Origin of the sequence: Glycomyces luteolus (genome assembly GCF_027622875.1) — a bacterium.
GTDB classification, from domain to species: domain Bacteria; phylum Actinomycetota; class Actinomycetes; order Mycobacteriales; family Micromonosporaceae; genus Glycomyces; species Glycomyces luteolus.
This window is the reverse complement of sequence record NZ_JAPZVP010000002.1, coordinates 381,964-403,665: the sequence shown is the minus strand read 5'-3', so window position 1 is coordinate 403,665 and position 21,702 is coordinate 381,964. Positions and strand designations below refer to the sequence as shown.

The following is a 21,702-nucleotide window of genomic DNA, read 5'->3' as shown; positions in this document are numbered from 1 at the left end:
TGTGGTGTTGCTCGGCGACGCTTCGTGCGCCGCCGTTCCCCGTCTTCGCATGGGTCTTCGCTAGGCGGCCTCGCCGAGTTCGAGGACGCCTGCGCGGCGGGTGCGGGCGACGCCCGCGAGGGTCAGGATCTCCTGGGCCACATGCGCCTCGGCGAGTTCGCCGGGGGTGTAGACCGGGGCGTCCATGCCCGCCACGGCTTCTCGGATCGCGAGCTGGGACTGGGTGAGCTTGCCGGAGGCCGCGATCACCGGGAGGCCGAGGGCGCGCAGGTGCTGCGCGCCGTAGCGGGCCCCGGCGGCGTCGGCCGCGGCGAGGACCACGCCGTCGACGAGCTCGCGCACCAGGGGGTGCTCGAGCAGCGCCGAGGTCTCGGCTTGGAGGATGCCGTCGGCGATCTCCATGACCACGGCGTCGACGTCGTGCGCGGCGGCGTGGTGGTAGAGGGTCTGGGCGAGCTCGGCGAGTTCGGGCACCGGGATGCCCGCGGTGGTCGGGTAGCCGCCGTCGGTGAAGTCGGCGGCGACGACCGCACCCGAGTCGCGGAACATCCACGGGTCGCCGCCGGCGCCGGTGCCGGTGATCTTGATGCCCGCGACGCGGCGGCCGCCGCGCGAGAGGCCGCGGATCACGCTGGCCGCGGTGGTGGACTTCCCGGCGTTCATGGAGGTGCCGACGACGCAGACCACGGGCGGGTGGTCGCCGAGGCCGAACGGCGCGAGGACGCTGTAGCGCCGCAGGTCGATCGGTACGCCTTCGCGGTCGGCGAGGATCCCGAGCGGCTCGAGCCGGGTCGGGGGGCGCATGTCGCCGTGGCGCGAGAGGACCTCGCCCGCGACGCCGCCCGCGGCGACGAGGTCCACCGAGGTGCCGAGGACTTCGGGCACGCGGGACTCGTACTGGTCGGGCGCGTAGCGCTCGCCGAAGGCCAGGAGGATCTCGTCTCCTGGGTAGATGGCGGCCTTGCGGCCGTTGCCGAGCTCGAGCCAGTTGTGGTGGCCGATCGCGTCGACCCGTGCGGCCAGGATGTGGCCGGGTCGGGGCGCGCATCCGTCGACCAGGGTCAGCCCGGGTGATGTCAGGTCGACATTCCGGACCGCGTAGGCGACTTTGAGCCGCGAAGCGAGCTCAGCGGAGAACTCACGAATGCGCATGCACACTCCAAAAAGGACAATAAGGGTCAGCGGGACGTGCCCGCTTGAATGGAAGTACACCAGTGGTGCAGAACGTGACCATGGTGGTTTAGCGCAACGATCGCTGCGCTGTTGATGGACGAATATTACGGCCTGTGGTCGGGCTTGTAAAGAGTGGATCAGGTAAAACTGCGGCGGCGCCGGAGTGAACCTCCGACGCCGCCCGAATCTTGGTGTTTACCTGCGGGAACTCACAGTTCGCGGGCCCTCCCGGCGACGTCCCCGATGACGATGACGGACGGGTGGTGCGCTTCGGTGACACCGAGGTCGGCGAGTGCGCATTCCCGGACGGTCTGGTTCTTGGTGGTCGCGTTCTCGACGATGCGCACCGGGGTCCCGGGGGCGCGGCCGCCCTCGATGAGCGCTTCGGCGATCGCGGCGCGGTTCTTGACGGCCATGAGCAGCACGATGGTGCCGTGCCCGGCGCCGAGCGCGGCCCAGTTGACCTTGCTCAGCGGGCCGGGCGGGACGTGGCCGGTGGCGACGGTGAAGTCGTGCACGACGCCGCGCTCGGTCACGGGGACCCCGGCGGCGGCCGGTCCGGCGATCGAGGAGGAGAGGCCCGGGACGACCTCGACGGGCACCCCGGCTTCGAGGCACGCGTCGAGCTCTTCGGCGCCGCGGCCGAAGACGAAGCCGTCGCCGCCCTTGAGCCGCACCACGAACTTGCCTTCGAGGGCGCGTTCGACCATGACGGCGTTGATCTGCTCCTGGGTGGTGTGCCGCCCGTACGGGAGCTTCGCGGCGTCGACGATCTCGACGTCCTCGCCGAGCATGTCGAGCAGCTCCTGCGGGGCGAGCCGGTCGGAGACGACCACCTCGGCCTGGCGGAGCAGTTCGAGGCCGCGGAGGGTGATGAGGTCGGCGTCGCCGGGACCGGCGCCCACAAGGGCGACGCCCGCGGGGCGGGTGGTGCGGTTGCGAGGCGCATCGATGTCGCCGGTGCGCAGGCCCGCTGCGATCGAGTCGCGGATCGAGGCGGCGCGGCGCGGGTCGCCGGAGGCGGAGACCGCGACGGAGACGCCGTCGAACTCGGTGTGCGCGAGGGTCCAGGCGTCGGAGGCCGCAGCGTCGTCGGCGCGCACGCACCAGGTGCGGCGGGCCTCGGCCTCGGCGGCCACGGCCGCGTTCACATCCGGGGCGTCGGTCGCGGCGAGCACGAACCAGGCGTCGTCGCCGTCGCCGGAGCGCCATTCGCGGCGCTCCCACTGGATCTCTCCGGCGGCCGCGTAGTCGGAGAGCGTGGTGGTGGCCTCGGGGGCGACCAGCAGGACGCGGGCACCGGCGGACAGCAGGCGGGGGACCCGGCGCCCGGCGATGGAACCGCCGCCGACGACGAGCACCGACTTGCCCTGCAGCCGCAGCCCGATCTCGTAGACCGACACGTGTGCCTCCTCCAGCACTCCCTGTTAAGACTCGACAAGCGTATGCGGGTTTCGTCGCGAGCATCTATCCGGCGGATTGCGAGCCTGTTACGCGAAACCCGCGATGCGGGGCGGACCAGAGTTATGTGAGCTCCTATTACGTTCGGAGCCTTCAGGAAAGCAGTACCAGCAGTCGTGAGTTTTTTCACCTTGGGGCCATGCATGTGCCCTAGGCTGGATATATGCGCGATCGACCCCGCCAGCACCGTGTGCCCGGACTGTCCGCACATGGGAGCGACGAACCCGGACCATCTGCCGAAGGCGTGTACGCCCTGTTGCGCACGAGTCTGCTCGCCGGACTCGCGATCGCGGCCCTGGTGTTCCCGCTCGCCGCCATGGCGGGCTTGAGCGCGAAAGCGGGGTTCGACTCGATCGACACGCTCTCCGTGGAGGTCACCGAGACCGACCCGCCGCTGACCTCGTACGTGTACGCGGCCGACGGCGAGACACTCGTGAGCCTCTTCTACGACGAGTTCCGCCGCCACGTCTCGCTCGACGAGGTCGCGCCCGTCATGCAGCAGGCCATGGTCTCCGCCGAGGACTCCCGGTTCTACACGCACAACGGCGTCGACTACCGGGGCATCGTGCGCGCCATGGTCGCCAACAACTCCTCCGGAGGGGTCCAGCAGGGCGCCTCCACGATCACCATGCAGTACGTGCGCGGCGCGCTCCAGCTCAACGCCGAGACCATCGACGAGGTCATCGCCGCCACCGAGCAGACCGCCGTCCGCAAGCTCCGCGAGGCCCGCCTCGCGATGGCCGTCGAGGAGCAGCTCACCAAGGACCAGATCCTCGAGCGCTACCTCAACCAGGCCTACTTCGGGCACAACGCGTACGGGATCTTCGCCGCCGCCCAGGTCTACTTCTCCAAGCACCCGTCCGAGCTCAACCTGCAGGAGTCGGCCACGCTCGCCGGCCTCGTGCAGGCCCCGTCGGCGTACGACCCGATCACCTCCGACCAGACCCAGGCCCTCGCGCGCCGCAACTGGGTGCTCGACCGGATGGTCGACATCGACTACCTGTCGCGGGGCGACGCCTCCGAGGTGCGCGGCCTGCCGATCGAACTGGACGTCTCGGACCCGCCGAACTCGTGCATCGGCGTCGGGGGCACGCCCGCCGAGTTCGGGTTCTTCTGCGACTACTTCCGCCGCTGGTGGCGAGAGCAGGACGCGTTCGGCGCGACCCCGGCCGAGCGCGAGCGCGAACTGCGGCAAGGCGGGTACACGATCATCACCACGCTCGACCCCGACCTGCAGAAGATGGCGAACAAGCACGTCAACGACGGCAAGAGCAAGGAGTCGAAGCTCGCGCACGGCGCCGTGGTCATGGAGCCGGGCACGGGCCGGATCAAGGCGCTGGGCCTGAACCGGGTCTTCTCCTACGACCAGAAGCGCAACGGGCCGCACTCGAACCCGTCCTTCGACCGCAAGGGCAACTACCCGAACACGGTGAACCCGGTGCTCGGCGGCGGCGCGGAGGGGGGTTACCAGGCCGGGTCGACGTTCAAGATCTTCACGATGCTCGCGGCGCTCGACGCGGGCTATCCGCTCAACTACAACATCTACTCGCCGGGGCGGGTCGCCACGAGCTTCGTCTCGTCGACCACGGCCTGCGGCGGGAGATGGTGCCCGAAGAACGGCTCGGCCGCGATGGCAGGCAACCGCGACATGTGGTCCGGGTTCGGGATGTCGGTGAACACGTACTTCGCGCAGCTCATCGACCGCGTGGGCGCGGACAAGACCGTCGAGATGGCCGAGCGGATGGGCCTGCAGTGGCGCTCGGAGGGCGACGCGTACTACGCCTCGGAGGAGCGGCGCTCGGGATGGGGGCCGTTCACGCTGGGCGTCTCGGACGTGCAGCCGATCGAGATGACGAACGTGTTCAACACGCTCGCCGCCGAAGGCCTGTACTGCGAGCCGATACCGGCGCTGCGCATCATCAGCCCCGAAGGGCAGGAGCTCGACGCCGCCTCGCCGCGATGCCACCAGGAACTGGACGAGGACGTGGCGCGGGCGGCGACCGACGCCGGCCGGTGCGTCACCGAGACCGCCCGCAAGGGCGCGCAGTGCGGGCCCTGGGGCACTTCGAAAGTGGTGGGCGTCCTGGCCGGGCGGCCCATCGCGGGCAAGTCCGGTACGACGGACAACAACCGGGCCTCGTGGTTCCTGGGCTACACGCCGCAGTTGACGGTGGGGGCGTTCATGGCCGATCCGGACTACATCTTCAATCCGGTGGGCCAGTCGAACACGACCACGTCGAAGATAACGGTGGGGAAGATCTTCAAAGACGCCTTGAAGGGCGTGGAGGAGGTCAAGTTCAACCCGCCCTCACGCGAGATCATGTACGGGGATTGAGCGTCCCCGGCGCTTCAGCGGCCTCCGGCTCCTCGCCGGGGGCCGCTGCTTTCTGCGCTTCGTCCTTGGCCGCTTCGTCGCGGTCGCGGCGCTCGCGGCGCGCGAGGACGACCCAGCCGAGCGGGACCATGGCCGCGAACAGCGCCCACTGGACCGCGTACGAGTAGTTCTGCCAGTCCTTGAACGAGGGGGTCTCGAGGGCGGTGAAGCCCTCGGCCGGTTCGATGTCGGCTACCCAAGCCGCGCGCAGCTCGTAGTCGTAGCGGTCCTCGAACATCTCGAGGCTCAGCCGACGCGATTCCAGGCGCCCGTCGACCTCGGCGATCGAGCCGCCCTCGGGCTCGGACTCGTAGACGCGGCCGGTCACCGTGACCTCGCCCGCGGGCGCGGCCGGGTACTCGGGCACGTGTCCCGTGGACTCGGAGGGGACGAAGCCGCGGTCGACCAGGAGCGCCGAACCGTCCTCCAGGACCAGGGGCGTGACGATCTCGAAGCCGTTGAGGCCGTTGTTCGTCTGGGCGCGCAGCACGATCTCGTGCTCGGTGTCGTAGACGCCGGTGGCCTCGACGAGGGTCCAGCGGTCATCGTCGTCGAGGGACTCCCCGGCGGGCAGGACCTCGTCGACCGGAGCGGCGACCCGGCTCTCCTGGATGACCTCGTTCGCGGCGGCGCGCTGCACGGCGCGGCCCCACTGCCATTGGGACAGCAGCACGCACACGACCATCACCACCAGGCCCGCCGCGGTCAGCGCGAGCCAGCGAGGTGCGAGGACGAATCGGTATCGCTGCGTCACGCCGCCGAGTGTAGACCCGGCTTAGACTTGCGCCCCATGAGCGATGTAGTGAATGCGGTGCGCGCCGCCATGCCTGCCGTGCGCGCCGACCTGGAGGCCCTCGTCAAGATCCCGGCGATCGCCTTCGAAGGACTCGACCACGAGCCGGTCCGACAGGGCGCGAACGCCGTCCAGCGGCTCCTCGACGAGGCCGGTGCGGCCGAGACGAGGCAGCTCTCCCACGGCGGCGGGCAGCCGAGCGTGTACGCGCACTTCCCCGCCCCCGCGGGCCAGCCGACGGTGCTGCTGTACGCCCACCAGGACGTGCAGCCGGTCGGCGACCTCGCGAAGTGGGACCAGCCCGACCCGTTCACCGTGGTCGAGAGGGACGGGCGGCTCTACGGCCGCGGCGTCGCCGACGACAAGGCCGGGGTGATGGCGCACATCGCCGCGCTGCGCGCCTTCGGCGGGAAGCCTCCCGTGGGCGTGAAACTCCTCATCGAGGGCGAGGAGGAGTTCGGCTCCCCCACCCTCGAAGGGCTGCTTCGCGAGCACCAGGGCCTCCTGACCGCCGATGTGGTGGTGATCGCCGACTCGTGGAACTGGCGCACCGAGGTCCCCTCGCTCACGACGACGCTGCGCGGCGTGATCAACGTGTACGTGGAGGTCGCCGTCCTCAAGGGCGCGGTGCACTCCGGGCTGTTCGGCGGGCCGGTGCCCGACGCGCTGACCGCGCTCGCGCGGCTCATCGCCACCCTCCACGACGACAACGGCGACGTGGCCGTCGCGGGCCTCGTCACGGGCCGCAGCAGCGACCTCGACTACGACGAGGCGGCACTGCGCGCGGAGTCCGGGATGCTGCCGGGCGCCGAGTTCATCGGCACCGGTCGGCTCACCGAGCGGCTGTGGTCCAAGCCGACCGCTACGGTGCTGGGCATCGACGCGCCGGGCGCGGCGGAGTCGGCGAACGCCCTGCAGCCGCGCGCCCGCGCGAAGGTCTCGTTCAGGCTCGCCGCGGGCGACTCGGCCGCGAACGCCCTCAAGGCCGTCAAGGAGCACCTGCGGGCCAACGCCCCCTGGGGCGCCGAGGTCACCGTCACTCCCGAAGGGGGCCTGGGCGACCCGTGCTCGATCGACGCGACCGGCCCGTCCTACGACGCCGCTCGCGCCGCTTTCGCGGAGGCCTGGGACGGCACGGAGCCCGTGGAGATCGGCGTGGGCGGCTCGATCCCGATGATCGCCACCTTCCAGGAGCTGTTCCCCGAGGCCGCGATCCTGGTGACGGGCGTCGAGGACCAGTACTCGAACCCGCACGGCCCCAACGAATCGCTCCACATCGAGATGTTCGAGCGGGTCTGCGTGGCCGAAGCGCTCCTGCTGGAGAAGCTCAAGCGATAGCGCGAACGAAACGGGCCGGTCCTCAGTGGACCGGCCCGTTTCCTGTTGCGCCTAGAAGCCCTCGCGGACCTTCCGCAGCACCTTCGCGAGCGGGTCGCCCGAGGTCTGGAACACCGTGCGGTACGAGTTCGCGGCGGCCTTGGCCTCGGCCGCGATCGAGGCGTCCTTGTCGTCCTCGCGCTTCGGGTAGTCCCCGGCGAGGTACTCCCGGTACTCCCCGTCGTCGATCCAGGACTTGACCGCGGCGGCCCGCGCCACCGCGAAATCATGGCTGCGCTGCTCGAGCAGCATGAGCTTGAGGAAGCTGTCGCGCAGGTCCCCGCCGGTCTCGAACTCCCTGGCCTGCTCCAAGAAAGCGGCCGTGTCCACGTCGTGCAGGTCGCCGCCGCCCGCGAGCTTCGCCATGACGCGGATCGCCGCGGCCGGGTCCTGCACCGCGAGCGCCCCGGCCCGGTCGGCCGAGAGCTCGGACTTGCGGCTCCATTCGTAGAGGGCGGCGGTGATGACCCGCAGGCCCACCACGCCGACCGGAATCCACGCCACCGAGGTGGTCAGCCGCACCAGCACCATCAGCAGGGTCCGGTACAGCCCGTGCCCGGAGAGCGCGTGCCCCAGTTCGTGCGCGAGCAGGAACCTCAACTCGGCCTCGTCCAGGATGTCGAGCGAGCCGGAGTTGATCACGATCACCGGCTTGTCGATGCCGATGCACATCCCGCCCAGATCGGGGTCGCGGGTGATGTAGAGCTCCGGCAGCTCCTGGGCGTCGAGCACCGCGCCCACCTGCTGATACGCCTCATAGACCCGCGAATACTGGTGTCGGTCGACGCGGATCGAGGAGCCCATGAGGCTCAGCCGCAGGGCCCGCTCGGAGACCATCCCGGAGACCTTCCGGAGGACGACGTCGAAGCCGCGCAGCTCCCGCAGCGCCACCAGAGCGCCCCGGTCGGCCGGGTGCTCCCAGGCACGAGTCGATATGCCGCGCAAGATGACCGGCCCGCGAGCCGAATCCCTGATCTCGACCGGACCGCCTTCGGCCGGTGACTGGTCGTCGCTCATGCCCGCTCCTCACGGTTGGACTGGTGCAAGTGTGGCACGCCTGCGCCAACCGCGGAGGCCGTGCGCGAACGGCACGGCCCCAGGCCGATCCGGCCGCCCGCGGCGAGTCCCCGCCGCAGCCGTGTCGGATTTCACCCTCGAAGTCCGCAAGGGCCCCAACCAGTCAGGACACATAGCGGGCATTGCCGCCCACAAGGGGGCGAGATAACGAATCGGCGTCAACACGCCGTGCGGCGCTTGACACCCACGCGCCCAAGGACTACTCATTGATGTGGGTCAGCAATTCCGGGGCGTCGCGGAGAATCGTTTGGGGTGTTCTTGCGACGCCCCGTATCCATGCCCTCTTCTGGACTCCCCGATACCCCGAGGGGCCGGTGCCCGGGTATTCTTGCGCTGGCGCGGCGCCCTGTGCGACCCCGCCCGGCGCCCGTAGCTCAGCTGGATAGAGCACTGGACTTCTAATCCAATGGTCGCAGGTTCGAATCCTGCCGGGCGCGCCAAAAAATTCACGGCTCAGCCCCTCTGGACTGGTGAAACATGTTCGAATCCAGCGCTGCCCACCGCGGAGTCGGATAGTTCAGAAAACGGTCGTCCCTCGATTCCGACAACCCCGATCGGAACGATCCCCACGGAAGCGGCCAGGCCGCAGCCCCGGCTTCGCCTAATAGAAGGCGGTGCCCCGGCCCGGTAGGGGCGGCGGGGCACCGACAGTCCGCCCAGGGCGGAGAAGGCGATCGATCAAAGGATCCGGAAGGTCGCGTCCGCCCGAGCGGTCGCGGTGCCGATCGTGTCTAGCCGCAGCGCGTAGTCGTAATGCCGGAGGTAGCGGTCGGGGTGGTTGTAGGACTGGAACGACACGGCGGTCGCGTCGGCGAGCCCGGCCACTTGCCGGAAACTGGCGTCACCCGCGAACAGCGCGGTGCCGTCGTTCGGCGCGAGGGCGAAGTCGTAGTTCGAGTGCCGCAGGTAGTGGCCGGGGTAGTTCACCGACTCGAACGACACCGTTCCCGCCCCGGCCAGGCCGCGGACGATCCGGAACTGCGCATCCTGCGCGGGGCTCACCGACGGGTCGATGCGGACGTCGAAGTTCGCGTGCCTGATGTAGCGGTCGGGGAAGTTGTAGGACTCGAGCCGGTTGTACGCCCCGACGGTCTCACCCGAGGGCACCGGAAGCACCGTGCTCACCGAGACGGGCGTGCCGAAGTTCGGTGTGCCGTCGGCGTTCCAGGTGAATTCCTGGATGCGGGTGGTGCGGGTGCCGCCGCAGCCTTGGCTCGGAGAGGTGTTGGCGTGGTAGACGATCCAGTTCTCCGTGCCGTCCGGCGAGGTGAAGAACCCGTTGTGTCCGGGCCCGTAGACGCCTGCCGCGTCGTTTCGTTCGAAGACCGGTTCAGGATGCTTGGTCCAAGCGGAGGCGCTCAGCGGATTCGTGCCGGTCAGCTCCAGCAGACCGAGCTTGTAGTCGGGCCCCTGGCAGGCGCTGGCCGAGTAGGTGATGAACGTGTCGCCTCCGAAGCGGCGACGACCGGGAGCCCAAGTACGAGCACACCCTGGAGTGCCCGACGGCCGGGGAACTCAGCCAGCGGACCTCGCCGCGCAACCGGTTCGAGGTGGGCGAGTCGGTCGTGATCACCTACGACCCCGAGGGTCGGGCCGCGCACCGCACGGGCGAGCCGACCGGTTCGCCGCTCGCGCTGTTCGGTGCCATCGCGGCGGCGGCCTTCGTGGTCGGCACGGTCGCGCGGGTGATCTACCTGCGTTTCAGGTTCAATCGCGGGGCCAAGCGCCGGGCCGCGATCGGCGCGCCGGGCCTGTAGCCGTTCGAGCGCCGCGGCGCTGGGCGCGGCTCACATGGTGCCGCCGCCGTCGTCGGCTTCGTGGTAGGTCACGCCCTCGATGCCCTCGATGGTTCGGATTTTCACCGTGAGTTCGGCGACCTTGCCGCGCCCGGTGAGGACGAAGTCGGTGGTGCGCACGACGCCTTGGCCGTTCTCGCCCTCGACCTCGGCGACTTTGAATCCTTCCGCGGTGCATTTGGCGAGTGCGGCGGCCAGTGCGGCCGAGCTGGTGTAGCGGATCTGGAGGCGGCCGGCGTGCTTGGCGTGGCGGGCGATGACGTCCTCGACGGGGGCGAGTCCGGCGACGACGGCGAGCTGCGCGACGGCGACCGCGACGCCGGCCCAGTAGAGGCCCGCGCCGCAGGCGACCGCGACGGCGGTGGTGGACCAGATCGAGGCGGCCGTGGTCATGCCGTGGACGATGTTCCGGTTGAAGAAGATGACGCCCGCGCCCAGGAAGCCGATGCCGGTGACGACCTGCGCGGCGATGCGGGCGGGGTCGACGCCGGGCGTGCCGGGGACGGTTTCGGGGAAGCCGTAGCGGCCGGCGAGCACGAACAGGCAGGTGCCGACGGCGATGAGGCCGTGTGTGCGCATGCCGGCGGGCTTGCCCTGCCATTCGCGTTCGGCGCCGACGGCGAGCCCGAGCAGCAGCGCCAGCCCGAGCGGTCCGAGATAGGTCCAGATATCCATAGTGCCGTACGGGATACCCGAATCGGCCCTCGCGGAATCCCTGGTCAGGCGAGGAGGTCGGTTTCCCAGCCGTGTTCGCCGGTCCCGGGGCCGCGTTCGCCCTTGACGAGGCGGTAGTACTCGGCGCCGAGGGCGTCTTCGCCGAGTTTGTCGCCGAGGACGTCGAGCCAGTCGCCGGGGGCGATCTGGGTGGCGTAGGCGGCCATGGCTTCGCGCTTGCGCGAGGTGCCGCCGATGACGCAGGCGTCGATCTGGTCGTCGGGGACGCCGAAGGGCAGGTCGTCGACGGACTCGGCTCCGGCGAAGGGGTTGTCGGTGGCGCCGGTGAAGGCGTCGAACTGGGCTTCGATGATGCTGCGGGGCATGGTGGTCCAGTAGATCTTGCGGATGTCGTGGACCGGTCCGAGATCGGGCCGCCAGGCGGGGTCGGCGGCCTGGTCGGCGGCGCGCATGGCGACGCGGTGGGCCTGGATGTGGTCGGGGTGGCCGTAGAAGCCGTCGGGGTCGTAGGTGACGAGGACTTCGGGGGTGCGGTCGCGGATGACGGCCACGAGGTCGGCGGCGGCCTCGTCGAGGTCGGCGTTCCAGAACGCGCGTGGGTGGTCGTTGGTGCGCAGGCCCATCATGCCGGAGTCGCGGTAGCGCGCCACGCCGCCGAGGAAGTGGGTGTCGGTGACGCCGAGCGCGGCGGTGGCCTGCCGGTACTCCCAGTAGCGGTAGCCGCCGAGCTGGTCGGCCTGGTCGGCAGCGAGCATCGCGAGGTGGGGGACGCGGACCTCGCCCTCCTCGCCGAGGGTGCAGGTGACGATGGTGACGTGCGCGTCGGGCCGGGCGGCGTAGTGGGCGACGGTGGCGCCGGTGCCGACGGTCTCGTCGTCGGGGTGGGCGTGGACGAAAAGGATCGAGCGTCTACTCCGGTCAGGGTGGTGGGGGGTGACGGGTGGGATGCCGCGTGCGCTCATGGGGTCAAGATTAGCCAGCGCAACGGCACCATGAGTCCCTTGTGACCCATAGGCCACGATGGATCAATCGAAGCAAACTTTGCAATCTACAGTCCCATCAAGAAAAATGCTCGCAATTGTGATGCACCCCATGGCCATCGGCGGCCCGTTCAGCGCTATCCTGCGCTGATGACCACGACCGAAGACAGTGCCGTCTCGTCGCCGCCCCGGGCCGCCATCAAGGCACGGAACCTGCGGATCGACGACTGGCGGCGGGGCCCGATCCTGACAGTTCTCGGCATCACCGTCTGGGTCGCGTACGCGACATTCCGGGTCTTCTACCAGGGCGATTACTGGGTGGCGGACTACCACTACCTGACGCCGTTCTACTCCCCCTGCGTCTCGGAGGGCTGCGTGCCCGAGTCCGCCCACTTCGGACGCTTCCTGCCGGACCACCCGCTGATTCCCTACGCGGCCTTGAGCCTGCCGTTCCTGCTGGCGTTCCGGCTCACCTGCTACTACTACCGCAAGGCCTACTACCGGTCGTTCTGGCTCTCCCCGCCCGCGTGCGCCGTCCCCGACGGGCACGCGAAGTACACCGGCGAGACCCGATTCCCGCTGATCCTCCAGAACTTCCACCGGTACTTCTTCTACCTGGCGTTCGCGATCTCGCTGATCAACACCTGGGACGCGATCCTGGCCTTCCACTCCCCCGACGGGTTCGGCCTCGGCCTGGGGAACGTGGTGCTGTGGGCCAACGTGGTGCTGCTGTGGTGCTACACCCTCGGCTGCCACTCGTGCCGCCACGTGATGGGCGGCCGGATGAAGCACTTCTCGAAGCATCCGATCCGGTACCGCCTGTGGACGTTCTCCAGCGTGCTCAACGCCCGCCACATGATGTGGGCCTGGATCACCCTGGCGTCGCTGGCGCTCACCGACCTGTACGTCATGGCCGTCGCCGCCGGCTGGATCACCGACCTCCGGTTCATCGGTTAAAGGGGAATGGGCATGAGCGACAACGACATCAACGAGGTCGAGCACCTCGCCTGCGACGTCCTCGTGATCGGCGCGGGCGGGGCCGGGCTCCGGGCCGCCGTCGAGGCGCGGCTCGCGGGCAAGAGCGTCATCGTGATCTCGAAGTCCCTGTTCGGCAAGGCGCACACCGTCATGGCCGAGGGCGGCGCGGCCGCCGCGATGGGGAACGTCAACGCGAACGACAACTGGCAGGTCCACTTCCGCGACACGATGCGCGGCGGGAAGTTCCTCAACAACTACCGGATGGCCGAGCTGCACGCCCAGGAGGCGCCGGACCGGATCTGGGAGCTCGAGACCTACGGAGCCTTGTTCGACCGGACCGCCGACGGGAAGATCAGCCAGCGCAACTTCGGCGGCCACGAGTACCCGCGCCTCGCGCACGTGGGGGACCGCACCGGCCTCGAGCTGATCCGCACGCTCCAGCAGAAGCTCGTCTCGCTCCAGCAGGACGACGAGGCGGCGGGCGAAGCCGAGGACAAGCTCCAGGTGATCGACGAGACGACGATCACCGAGCTCTTCACCGGCGGCGGTGCCGTCAAGGGCGCCTTCGGGTACCGGCGCGGCACGGGCCGGTTCATCGCGATCGCGGCGCCCGCGGTCGTGCTCGCCACGGGCGGCATCGGCCGCTCGTTCAAGGTCACGTCGAACTCGTGGGAGTACACCGGCGACGGCCACGCGCTCGCGCTGCGGGCCGGGGCGAAGCTCATCAACATGGAGTTCATCCAGTTCCACCCGACCGGGATGGTCTGGCCCCCTTCGGTTCGCGGCATCCTCGTCACCGAGTCGGTGCGCGGCGACGGCGGGGTGCTCAAGAACTCCGAGGGCAGGCGGTTCATGTTCGACTACATCCCCGAGGTGTTCAAGGCGCAGTACGCCGACAACCCCGAGGAGGCCGACCGCTGGTACACCGACCCCGACCGCAACCGCAGGCCCCCGGAGCTGCTGCCGCGCGACGAGGTCGCGCGGGCCATCAACTCGGAGGTGAAGGCGGGCAGGGGGACCGAGCACGGCGGCGTGTACCTCGACATCGCCTCCCGGCGGGACCCCGAGACGATCCGAAAGAAGCTCCCGTCGATGTACCACCAGTTCAAGGAGCTGGCCGATGTGGACATCACGGCGGAGCCGATGGAGGTCGGCCCGACCTGCCACTACATCATGGGCGGCATCGAGGTCGACGCCGACACGACCGCTTCGGCCGTCACGGGCCTGTTCGCGGCCGGGGAGGTCTCGGGCGGGATGCACGGCTCCAACCGGCTCGGCGGGAACTCCCTCTCCGACCTGCTGGTGTTCGGCAAGCGCGCGGGCGAGTACGCCGCGGCGCACGCCTCCGCGTCGGAGTCGCCGAAGCTCACCGAGGCGGAGATCGCGGCGGCGGCCGAGGAGGCCTTGCGGCCCTTCGGGAACGACGGCGAGAACCCGTTCGCGCTGCAGAACGCGATGCAGGCGGTCAACGGCCGCCTCGTCGGGATCATCCGCCGCGCGGGCGAGCTCGAGGAGGCGCTGACCGAGCTGGCGATGCTCAAAGAGCGCATCGCGAACGTCAGCGCGAGCGGCGGGCGGGCCTACAACCCGGGCTGGCACCTGGCGCTGGACCTGCGGAACATGTACGTCTGCTCGGTCGCGACCGCGATGGCCGCGCTCGAGCGCGACGAGTCGCGCGGCGGGCACACCCGCGAGGACGCGCCGGGCATGGACCCGCAGTGGCGCAAGGTGAACCTGGTGGCCTCGCTCGACCGCGCCGCAGACGGCACCGAGGCGGTGCGGCTGGAGCGCCAGCCGGTGCCCGCCATGACGCCCGAGCTGCTCGGCCTGTTCGAGCAGACCGAGCTCTCCAAGTACATGACCCCTGAGGAGTACCGCTCCTCGACGACCGGCCCTTCGAGTGAGGAATCCTGATGAGCGAGAGGAACTTCCGGGTCTGGCGCGGCGACGCCGACGGCGGCGACTTCGCCGAGTTCGACGTCGAGGTCAACGAGGGCGAGGTGATCCTCGACGTGGTGCACCGCATCCAGGCCGAGCAGGCGCCGGACCTGGCCGTGCGGTGGAACTGCAAGGCGGGCAAGTGCGGTTCGTGCTCGGCCGAGGTGAACGGGATGCCGCGCCTGATGTGCATGACCCGCATGAACCTCTTTGCAGAGGACGAGACGGTCACGATCACGCCGCTGCGGACCTTCCCCGTGGTGCGCGACCTCGTCACCGACGTGTCGTTCAACTACGAGAAGGCGCGGCAGATGCCGGCGTTCGCGCCGCCGGAGGACCTGAAGCCGGGCGAGTACCGGATGCAGCAGGTCGACGTGGAGCGCAGCCAGGAGTTCCGCAAGTGCATCGAGTGCTTCCTGTGCCAGAACACCTGCCACGTGGTGCGCGACCACGAGGAGAACAAGCCGCCGTTCGCGGGGCCGCGCCTGTTCATCCGGGCCGCCGAGCTCGACATGCACCCGCTCGACGCGCGCTCGGACCGTCGCGAGCAGGCCCAGGACGACCAGGGCCTCGGCTACTGCAACATCACCAAGTGCTGCACCGAGGTGTGCCCCGAGCACATCAAGATCACCGACAACGCGATCATCCCGATGAAGGAACGCGTCGCCGGAGACCGCTACGACCCCCTGGTATGGCTGGGCCGCAAGATCTTCCGCCGGGCCGATTGATGGCTCGCAAGCTTCGCCGAGAGCGGCGAAGCCGCGAAGGCCGAATAGGCCTCGATCCTTGAGGGGGTGGGGGGGGGGGGGGCCGCGGGGGCCCCCACAACCCCAGTCTAGCCCCCCCCGCCCCCACCCCCCCCCCCCCCCGGGGGGGGGGGGGCCCCCCCCGCCCCCGCCGCCCACCCCCTCAAGCGTTCTCGCTACTCGCCCGCCGCGTGCACGAGGTCGATCTCGACCTCGATGTTGCCGCGCGTCGCGTTCGAGTACGGGCAGTACTCGTGGGCCTTGGTGACGAGGCCCTCGGCGATCGAGCGGGGTGCGCCCGGGATCGAGACCTCGAGGACCGCGTTCAGGCCGAAGCCGTCGCCCTCGTCCAGCTTGCCGATGCCCACGCTGGCCTCGACGCTCGAAGCGCCGAGGTCCACCTTCGCCTGGCGGGCGATGCTCTGGAGCGCGGAGTGGAAACAGGCCGCGTAACCGGCGGCGAAGAGCAGTTCGGGGTTGGGGGCGCCGCCGGGGCCGCCGAGCTCGGGGGGCATCCGGACGTCGAAGTCGATGAGGCCGTCGTCGCCGGTGACGTGGCCGTTGCGGCCGTCGCCGGTCGAGACGGCGTGAGCAGTGTAGAGCGCCTTCATGGAGTCTCCTTCTCGTCTGCGGTCGCCGCTATTCGGCGGCGCGGTGTTCATGGAGTGATGCGGTGAACTCATTGAGCTTGTCGCGCAAGGCGTACAGCTCGTCGTGGGGCATGTCGGTGGACGAGCCGACGGTCTTGGCGATCTCGCAGCCCTCGCGCTCGAGCTCGGCCCCGGTCTCGGTGAGGTGCACGGTGACCCGCCGCTCGTCGTCCGATTCCCGGCGGCGCTCGACGAACCCGGCGGCCTCGAGGCGCTTGAGCAGCGGCGAGACGGTGCCGGAGTCGAGCTGGAGCGCGTCGCCGAGGGCGGTGACGGTGAGGCCGTCGTTTTCCCACAGCGCCATGAGGACCAGGTACTGCGGGTACGTGATGCCGAGCCGGTCGAGCATCGGCCGGTACAGGCCGATGACCGCCCGCGAAGCGGTGTACAGCGCGAAGCAGGCCTGCTCGCGGAGCCGTGGTGTCGCGTCCATGCCAATGAACCTAGCGCACAACTCAGTTGTGCACAACCTATATGTGAGCCAGCGATCAACTCGGACCGCCGCCGCGGGTGTCAGCCGTCGCCGAAGCGCACGTGATTCGCGATCTCCCTTAGGGCGCCTTCGGGATCCGCGGCCACGGAAGGCGGGAAGTTCCCGGTCATGAGCAGCCCCGCGAAGCCGTGCACGAGCGACCAGGCGCCCAGCGCGTTCGCGTTGAACTCCGGCGCCTCGCCGTCCGGGCCGGGCTTCGGCTCCCCCGATCCGCGGATGAGCGCGGCGCGCGAGCGGGCCTCGGCGCGGGCGAGCTCGGGGTCGTCTTCATGCAGCAGCTCGGGTCGGAACATCGTCTCGAAGTACGCCTTGTTGTCGATGGCGAAGCGCACGTAGGCGATCCCGACTTCGATGAAGCTGCCGGTCGCCTCCCACGCCCTGTCCAGTGCGTCCGCGAAGCGGTCGTAGCCCTCGGCGGCGACGGCGGTCAGGAGCCCGGACTTGTCGCCGAAGTGGTGGGCCGGGGCGGCGTGCGAGACGCCCGCCCCCTTGGCGACGGCCCGCAGGCTCAGCGCACTCGGTCCGGATTCGGCGATGGCCTCGACGGCCGCGTCGATGAGCGCCCGGCGCAGGTCGCCGTGGTGGTAGCGATCGGTCACGAGAGCCACTGTAGCGCGGATCTTGACAGTGTCAAATACCACTCGGGCGATCGAGACGAACAACTTGACACTGTCAAGACTGGCGCGTACCTTGGGTTTTCAAGCCACTCACGATTGGATGCCCCTGATGTTCGAGTCCACCTTCGCGCTGAGCGACGCCTCCCGCGTCATCGCCGGAGTCGCCCTGCTCACCATCGTCACGATCGAGTTCGGCGGTACCTTCCTGCTGAAGATCGCCAGCGGCAACGTCCCGTTCACCGACTTCCAGAAGTCCTTCTCGAGGGCCGGGCACGCCCACGCCGGCGTCCTGGTCATCCTCAGCCTCGTCAGCCTGATCCTCGCCGACGCGACGGGCCTCGAAGGCCTCTGGGGCTGGGTCGCCCGCATCGCGATCCCGGCGGCCGCCGTCCTCATGTCCGGCGGATTCTTCGCCGCGATGGCGGGCCCGGGCCGCACGACTCCCAACAAGGCCATCGCGATCCTGTTCGCCGGCGCGGCGAGCCTCGCGCTCGGCGTCGTGACCCTCGGGATCGGCCTGCTGGCAGCCTGACCCACATCACCTGGTCGCGCCGTGTCGCCGCGGCGCGGCCCCGCCTAGACTTGAGCCTCGTGAAACTCAGCATCGGTATCGTCGGCCTGCCCAACGTCGGCAAGAGCACGCTGTTCAACGCGCTGACCTGCTCGGAGATCCTCGCGGCGAACTACCCGTTCGCGACCATCGAGCCGAACGTCGGCGTGGTCGCCGTCCCGGACTCCCGGCTCCCGAAGCTGGCCGAGATCTACGACTCGGAGAAGATCCTCCCGGCGACGGTGACCTTCGTCGACATCGCGGGCCTGGTCAAGGGCGCCTCCGAGGGCGCGGGCAAGGGCAACCAGTTCCTCTCCAACATCCGTGAGACCTCGGCGATCGCCCAGGTCGTGCGTGTCTTCGAGGACGGCAACGTCACCCACGTCGACGGCAAGGTCTCCCCCGTCGACGACATCGAGACGATCAACACCGAGCTGATCCTCGCCGACCTCCAGACCGTCGAGAACGCCCTCAAGCGCCTCGAGCGCGAAGCGCGCATGAACAAGGACGCCAAAGCCAAGCTCGAGGCCGTCCAGACCGCGCAGCAGGTCCTCGACTCCGGCAAGACGATCTTCGCCGCGGGCCTCGACACCGAGCTGCTGTACGACCTGCACCTGCTCACCGCCAAGCCGTTCATCTACGTCTTCAACGTCGACGAGGACCAGGTCGCGGACGAGGAGCTGGCCGCGAAGCTCCGCGCGCTGGTCGCCCCTGCGCAGGCGGTCCTGCTCGACGCCAAGTTCGAGTCGGAGCTCATCGACCTCGACGAGGCCGAGGCGCTCGAGCTCCTCGAGTCGACCGGCCAGACCGAACCGGGCCTCGACCGCCTCGCGAGCGTCGGCTTCGAGACCCTGGGCCTCCAGACCTACCTCACGGCGGGTCCGAAGGAGACCAGGGCCTGGACGATCAAGAAGGGCGCGACCGCCCCCGAGGCCGCCGGCGAGATCCACACCGACTTCCAGCGCGGCTTCATCAAGGCCGAGATCGTCTCCTTCGACGACCTCATGGCCGCCGGGACCATGCAGGCCGCCAAGGCCGCCGGCAAGGTCCGCATCGAGGGCAAGGACTACGTCATGGCCGACGGCGACGTGGTGGAGTTCCGCTTCAACGTCTGAGCTCAGCAACGCCTGAGCACGGCGGAAACTCGCTTCGCACCGTCGAGTATGGGTACGACGGTGCGGAGCGGTTGCTTGCCATCGGCGCCGACGGGTCGGGAATGCTCTACGACCAACGCGCGCCCTTTCCCTCATCTCTTCCTGGCTCATGCCTTCGCGTCAGGTGCTTTACTTGGTGATATGACCGAACGCGATGACTTCCTCACATGGGTGAACACTGCGGTCAGAGAAGCGGAGACTGCGCTCCATGAAGGCGACGCCACTGCACGGCGTGCGATCTGGTCCCGCAAGAACCCGGTGACCGTCTTCGGTGCCTGGAAGACCGCGGTCGGGATAGCCGAGACCGACGAGCTCTTCACCTACTTGGAACAGCATTTCTCCGGCTGCACGTCCCACATCTACGAGATCGTGGCCGCCGACGTCATCGGCGACATGGCGTACACGGTCGGCTTCGAGCACACGCAGACCACCCTGGACGGGACCGACCGCACCTACACCCTGCGCGTGACACAGGTCTACCGGCGCGAAGCGGGAGAGTGGAAGGTCGTCCATCGGCACGGCGACACGCCCCCTGACCACGCCTAGCGAATGCGAGCCGTCGGGAGCGCCGTCACGACGGCGGCCTGGTCGAGACTCGCCGCAATGCCCAAGTGCGGCAGCGACTCAGCGCGGCGACGCCGCACTCCCCCTTCCCGTACCGGCCCGCGTTTAAACACGCCTTTCCCTGAGCACTAACGAATCTGACGGCGCGGCCATCGGTCGCGCCGCATTCGATGCGGAGGTGGGTTCGATGCAGCGTGAGCCGGGACGGCGGGAAGTCACGGTCGTGACCGGCGGCGGGCAGGGCATCGGCAGGGCGATCGCCGAGCGGCTCCTCGACGAGGGCCGCGCCGTGGTCGTCGTCGAGTTGCGAGACGAGCGGCTCGAATGGCTCGACGAGGCGATCGGCGAGAGCCGGGCGTGGGTGGTCGTGGGCGACGCGGGCGAGGACGCCGTCGCCGCGAGGGCCGTCGCGGCAGCCGAATCGCTCGGCGCGCCTCACCGGCTGGGTCAACAACGCGGCGGTGTTCCGCGACGCCTGGCTCCACGAGGCGGGCGGCGCGGCCGTAGCGGAGCTGATCCGGCGCAACCTCCAGCCGTGCCTGGCGGGGTCGGCCGCCGCGGTGGCCGCGTTCCGGATCCAGGGCGTCCCGGGGAGCATCGTCAACATCTCGTCGCATCAAGCGCAGCGGGCCGTGCGCGGTGCCTTGCCGTACGCGACCGCCAAGGCCGCGATCGAGGGGCTCACCCGGGCGCTCGCGGTCGATTACGGCCCTTGGGGTGTGCGGGTGAACGCGCTCGCGCTCGGGTCGGTGGCGACAGAGCGGCTGCGGTCGCTGGAGGACTCCGGCGCGGCGGCGTACGCGCGCGTGGAGGCGTCGATGCGGGAGCTGCATCCGCTCGGCAGGGCGGGCGAGGCGGCCGAAGTCGCCGAAACGGTCGCTTTCCTGCTCTCCGCGAGGTCCTCGTTCATCAGCGGCGCGGTGCTGCCGGTCGACGGCGCCCGAGCGGCGCAGGGCCACGACCCGGAGGCAGCGGCGCCGGAATGACCGACCGCGGACACGACTGCGGCGGACCGGCGGGGAGGTGGGGTCCCCGGCGATCCGCCGTGCTGGGTTCGCGCTACTCGCCTCGCCTGAGCCAGCGGAAGCGGCCCTTGGTGAGGCCCGGGTCCTCTTGGGCGGCGAGGTCGCCGGCGATGGTGATGTAAGCGGTCTCGACGCGCCCCGCGAAGGTCACGTCGGTGAGACTGAATCCGCCTTCGCTGGCGAGCACGATGAGTGTGGCTTCGTCGGTGCGCGACACGTCCGGCCTGACGCCGAGCGTGTCAGCGAAGATCTTGATGTGTTCGGCGAGCTCCGCGTGCTGGGAATCGTCGAGCGGCAGCGACCGCGAGAGGCGGCCGTCGTCATCCGCTACCCAACCGTTGAGCTCCCTCAGTGCATCCAGCAGCACGTTCTCGTCTTGCTCCGTTCTCCTCATGGCACCATCGCCATTCGTCGTGGCCTTTTCCTGGCTGCCGCGACCGGCAAAGCGGTGCCCTGCCTGGGCAGGGCTGCGGACGATCAGTAAGGTGGTCTGATTCGGCTCGACGGACACGGGCGCTTCGTGTCTGAATTGTCGCCGGATCTTTATCGTTTCTGAACCGAGTCTTGCGCGTCTCCCAGTTTCTGTCCAGACCGGCAAATGGGATTAATCGGTAATATCGGGTTCCGCGGTACAGTTCTTGTCTGGTTTTGTGCTGGTGGACACGATTCCTGACCGTTGGATCTACGCCGCATCATCCGAACGTATGAACAACAGATTGCTCAGTAGTGATCACGGTTCGTTATCTGACACGCGAAAGATAACGAAAGGCCCTCAAAGCGGCAACGGTGGCGAAGCCTGAACGGCGTACCGCCGCCGATAAGCTCTTGCGGTGAACGAACCGCGTCCTGAGCCGCCGCAAGTCGTCGTCGGCGCCGCGATCCGCGCCGGACACCGCGTCCTCGCCGCCGCCCGCGCCTACCCGCCCGAGCTAGCGGGACTCTGGGAGTTCCCCGGCGGCAAGGTCGAACCCGACGAGACCGAGGCCGAAGCGCTGATCCGCGAATGCCGCGAAGAACTCGGCGTCACGATCGCGGTCGGCGAGCGCGTCGGCGGCGACCTCTCGACCGGCGGCGGCCGGTACCTCCTGCGGGTCTACTTCGCGGACCTCACCGAAGGCGAACCGCACGCCAAGGAGCACGCCGAGCTGCGCTGGCTCGCCCCCGCCGAACTCGACTCCGTGCCGTGGCTCCCGGGCAACCGCCCCGCGGTCGAGGCCCTCCGGGAACTCCTGCGCGCCTGAGCGGCCGGTGCCTCCCGATGGCCGAGATGCCGCTGGTGGT

The 21,702-nt window shown here is 69.5% G+C and carries 22 protein-coding genes, 1 tRNA gene and 2 pseudogenes; 13 read left to right on the top strand and 12 right to left on the bottom strand.

Annotated elements, in window-relative coordinates:
* Positions 1-60: 60 nt before the first annotated feature.
* Together O1R50_RS03875 and cobA are read right to left on the bottom strand one after the other, a co-directional pair.
* On the bottom strand, positions 61-1,152 hold the full coding sequence (locus O1R50_RS03875) for a hypothetical protein (protein WP_270108551.1): 1,092 nt from the start codon (positions 1,150-1,152) through the stop codon (positions 61-63).
* A 230-nt stretch (positions 1,153-1,382) separates the two neighbouring features.
* Positions 1,383-2,576, bottom strand: a complete 1,194-nt coding sequence (gene cobA, locus O1R50_RS03870; protein ID WP_270108549.1) for a uroporphyrinogen-III C-methyltransferase — start codon at positions 2,574-2,576, stop codon at positions 1,383-1,385.
* 221 nt (positions 2,577-2,797) lie between these two features.
* On the opposite strand from cobA, the gene O1R50_RS03865 reads away from it, so the two are divergent.
* Positions 2,798-4,969 carry a transglycosylase domain-containing protein gene (locus O1R50_RS03865; RefSeq protein ID WP_270108548.1) on the top strand — a complete coding sequence of 724 codons (2,172 nt, stop codon included), beginning with the start codon at positions 2,798-2,800 and terminating at the stop codon, positions 4,967-4,969.
* Here the strand turns inward: O1R50_RS03865 and O1R50_RS03860 are convergent.
* Positions 4,953-5,762: an SURF1 family cytochrome oxidase biogenesis protein gene (locus O1R50_RS03860; RefSeq protein WP_270108547.1), complete on the bottom strand. Its 810-nt coding sequence runs from the start codon at positions 5,760-5,762 to the stop codon at positions 4,953-4,955. The two genes, O1R50_RS03865 and O1R50_RS03860, sit on opposite strands and share 17 nt — an antisense overlap.
* A 36-nt stretch (positions 5,763-5,798) precedes the next feature.
* On the opposite strand from O1R50_RS03860, the gene O1R50_RS03855 reads away from it, so the two are divergent.
* The gene (locus tag O1R50_RS03855) at positions 5,799-7,139 is read left to right on the top strand and encodes a dipeptidase (RefSeq protein ID WP_270108546.1); all 1,341 of its coding nucleotides are present in this window, start codon (positions 5,799-5,801) and stop codon (positions 7,137-7,139) included.
* A 51-nt stretch (positions 7,140-7,190) separates the two neighbouring features.
* Here O1R50_RS03855 and O1R50_RS03850 read toward each other — a convergent pair whose 3' ends face one another.
* Positions 7,191-8,195 (bottom strand): M48 family metallopeptidase, encoded by a 1,005-nt coding sequence (locus tag O1R50_RS03850; protein ID WP_270108545.1) that lies wholly within the window; start codon positions 8,193-8,195, stop codon positions 7,191-7,193.
* Positions 8,196-8,618: 423 nt separating this feature from the next.
* Here O1R50_RS03850 and O1R50_RS03845 point away from each other — a divergent pair.
* Positions 8,619-8,695: transfer RNA gene (locus tag O1R50_RS03845), tRNA-Arg, on the top strand.
* Between the two features lie 238 nt (positions 8,696-8,933).
* Here the strand turns inward: O1R50_RS03845 and O1R50_RS03840 are convergent.
* Together O1R50_RS03840 and O1R50_RS26240 are read right to left on the bottom strand one after the other, a co-directional pair.
* Positions 8,934-9,380, bottom strand: coding sequence for an AbfB domain-containing protein (locus O1R50_RS03840; RefSeq protein WP_270108544.1), 447 nt, complete (start codon positions 9,378-9,380; stop codon positions 8,934-8,936).
* 33 nt (positions 9,381-9,413) lie between these two features.
* Positions 9,414-9,701, bottom strand: a pseudogene (locus O1R50_RS26240) (family 43 glycosylhydrolase); the annotation flags it as partial.
* A 119-nt stretch (positions 9,702-9,820) separates the two neighbouring features.
* Between O1R50_RS26240 and O1R50_RS03835 the strand changes: the two are divergent.
* Positions 9,821-10,012, top strand: a complete 192-nt coding sequence (locus O1R50_RS03835; protein WP_270108543.1) for a hypothetical protein — start codon at positions 9,821-9,823, stop codon at positions 10,010-10,012.
* A 30-nt stretch (positions 10,013-10,042) separates the two neighbouring features.
* Here the strand turns inward: O1R50_RS03835 and O1R50_RS03830 are convergent, their stop codons facing one another.
* Together O1R50_RS03830 and mshB are read right to left on the bottom strand one after the other, a co-directional pair.
* Positions 10,043-10,726, bottom strand: coding sequence for an MgtC/SapB family protein (locus tag O1R50_RS03830; protein WP_270108542.1), 684 nt, complete (start codon positions 10,724-10,726; stop codon positions 10,043-10,045).
* A 44-nt stretch (positions 10,727-10,770) separates the two neighbouring features.
* Positions 10,771-11,688, bottom strand: a complete 918-nt coding sequence (gene mshB, locus O1R50_RS03825) for an N-acetyl-1-D-myo-inositol-2-amino-2-deoxy-alpha-D-glucopyranoside deacetylase (protein ID WP_270108541.1) — start codon at positions 11,686-11,688, stop codon at positions 10,771-10,773.
* Between the two features lie 168 nt (positions 11,689-11,856).
* Between mshB and O1R50_RS03820 the strand changes: the two genes are divergently transcribed.
* From O1R50_RS03820 to O1R50_RS03810, 3 genes are read left to right on the top strand one after another with little or no spacing between them, the layout of a single operon-like run.
* A complete protein-coding gene (locus tag O1R50_RS03820) occupies positions 11,857-12,663 on the top strand; it encodes a hypothetical protein (protein WP_270108540.1) in 807 nt (268 codons plus the stop codon).
* A 12-nt stretch (positions 12,664-12,675) separates the two neighbouring features.
* Entirely contained in the window at positions 12,676-14,598 is a 1,923-nt protein-coding gene (locus tag O1R50_RS03815; protein ID WP_270108539.1) for a fumarate reductase/succinate dehydrogenase flavoprotein subunit, read from the top strand.
* Positions 14,598-15,350: a succinate dehydrogenase/fumarate reductase iron-sulfur subunit gene (locus tag O1R50_RS03810; RefSeq protein ID WP_270108538.1), complete on the top strand. Its 753-nt coding sequence runs from the start codon at positions 14,598-14,600 to the stop codon at positions 15,348-15,350. The genes O1R50_RS03815 and O1R50_RS03810 overlap by 1 nt, the downstream gene beginning before the upstream one ends.
* 194 nt (positions 15,351-15,544) lie before the next feature.
* Here O1R50_RS03810 and O1R50_RS03805 read toward each other — a convergent pair whose 3' ends face one another.
* The 3 genes from O1R50_RS03805 to O1R50_RS03795 form a co-directional block, all read right to left on the bottom strand.
* Complete coding sequence (locus O1R50_RS03805) at positions 15,545-15,979, bottom strand: organic hydroperoxide resistance protein (protein ID WP_270108537.1); 435 nt, start codon at positions 15,977-15,979, stop codon at positions 15,545-15,547.
* 28 nt (positions 15,980-16,007) lie between these two features.
* The gene (locus O1R50_RS03800) at positions 16,008-16,451 is read right to left on the bottom strand and encodes a MarR family winged helix-turn-helix transcriptional regulator (RefSeq protein ID WP_270108536.1); all 444 of its coding nucleotides are present in this window, start codon (positions 16,449-16,451) and stop codon (positions 16,008-16,010) included.
* Between the two features lie 80 nt (positions 16,452-16,531).
* Complete coding sequence (locus O1R50_RS03795; protein WP_270108535.1) at positions 16,532-17,110, bottom strand: TetR/AcrR family transcriptional regulator; 579 nt, start codon at positions 17,108-17,110, stop codon at positions 16,532-16,534.
* Between the two features lie 127 nt (positions 17,111-17,237).
* On the opposite strand from O1R50_RS03795, the gene O1R50_RS03790 reads away from it, so the two are divergent.
* The 5 genes and pseudogenes from O1R50_RS03790 to O1R50_RS03770 all read left to right on the top strand — a co-directional run bounded on the left by O1R50_RS03790 (position 17,238) and on the right by O1R50_RS03770 (position 20,382).
* Positions 17,238-17,660, top strand: a complete 423-nt coding sequence (locus tag O1R50_RS03790; protein ID WP_270108534.1) for a hypothetical protein — start codon at positions 17,238-17,240, stop codon at positions 17,658-17,660.
* Between the two features lie 59 nt (positions 17,661-17,719).
* Positions 17,720-18,793 (top strand): redox-regulated ATPase YchF, encoded by a 1,074-nt coding sequence (gene ychF, locus O1R50_RS03785; protein WP_270108533.1) that lies wholly within the window; start codon positions 17,720-17,722, stop codon positions 18,791-18,793.
* Positions 18,794-18,973: 180 nt separating this feature from the next.
* Complete coding sequence (locus tag O1R50_RS03780; RefSeq protein WP_270108532.1) at positions 18,974-19,378, top strand: nuclear transport factor 2 family protein; 405 nt, start codon at positions 18,974-18,976, stop codon at positions 19,376-19,378.
* A gap of 205 nt (positions 19,379-19,583) precedes the next feature.
* A pseudogene (locus O1R50_RS26235) lies at positions 19,584-19,757 on the top strand (SDR family NAD(P)-dependent oxidoreductase); the annotation flags it as partial.
* Positions 19,758-19,857: 100 nt separating this feature from the next.
* On the top strand, positions 19,858-20,382 hold the full coding sequence (locus O1R50_RS03770) for an SDR family NAD(P)-dependent oxidoreductase (protein WP_270108528.1): 525 nt from the start codon (positions 19,858-19,860) through the stop codon (positions 20,380-20,382).
* Between the two features lie 73 nt (positions 20,383-20,455).
* Here the strand turns inward: O1R50_RS03770 and O1R50_RS03765 are convergent, their stop codons facing one another.
* Positions 20,456-20,932, bottom strand: a complete 477-nt coding sequence (locus O1R50_RS03765) for a hypothetical protein (protein ID WP_270108527.1) — start codon at positions 20,930-20,932, stop codon at positions 20,456-20,458.
* A gap of 319 nt (positions 20,933-21,251) precedes the next feature.
* Here O1R50_RS03765 and O1R50_RS03760 point away from each other — a divergent pair, with 319 nt between their 5' ends.
* A complete protein-coding gene (locus O1R50_RS03760) occupies positions 21,252-21,662 on the top strand; it encodes a (deoxy)nucleoside triphosphate pyrophosphohydrolase (protein WP_270108526.1) in 411 nt (136 codons plus the stop codon).
* The last annotated feature ends 40 nt before the right edge of the window (positions 21,663-21,702 follow it).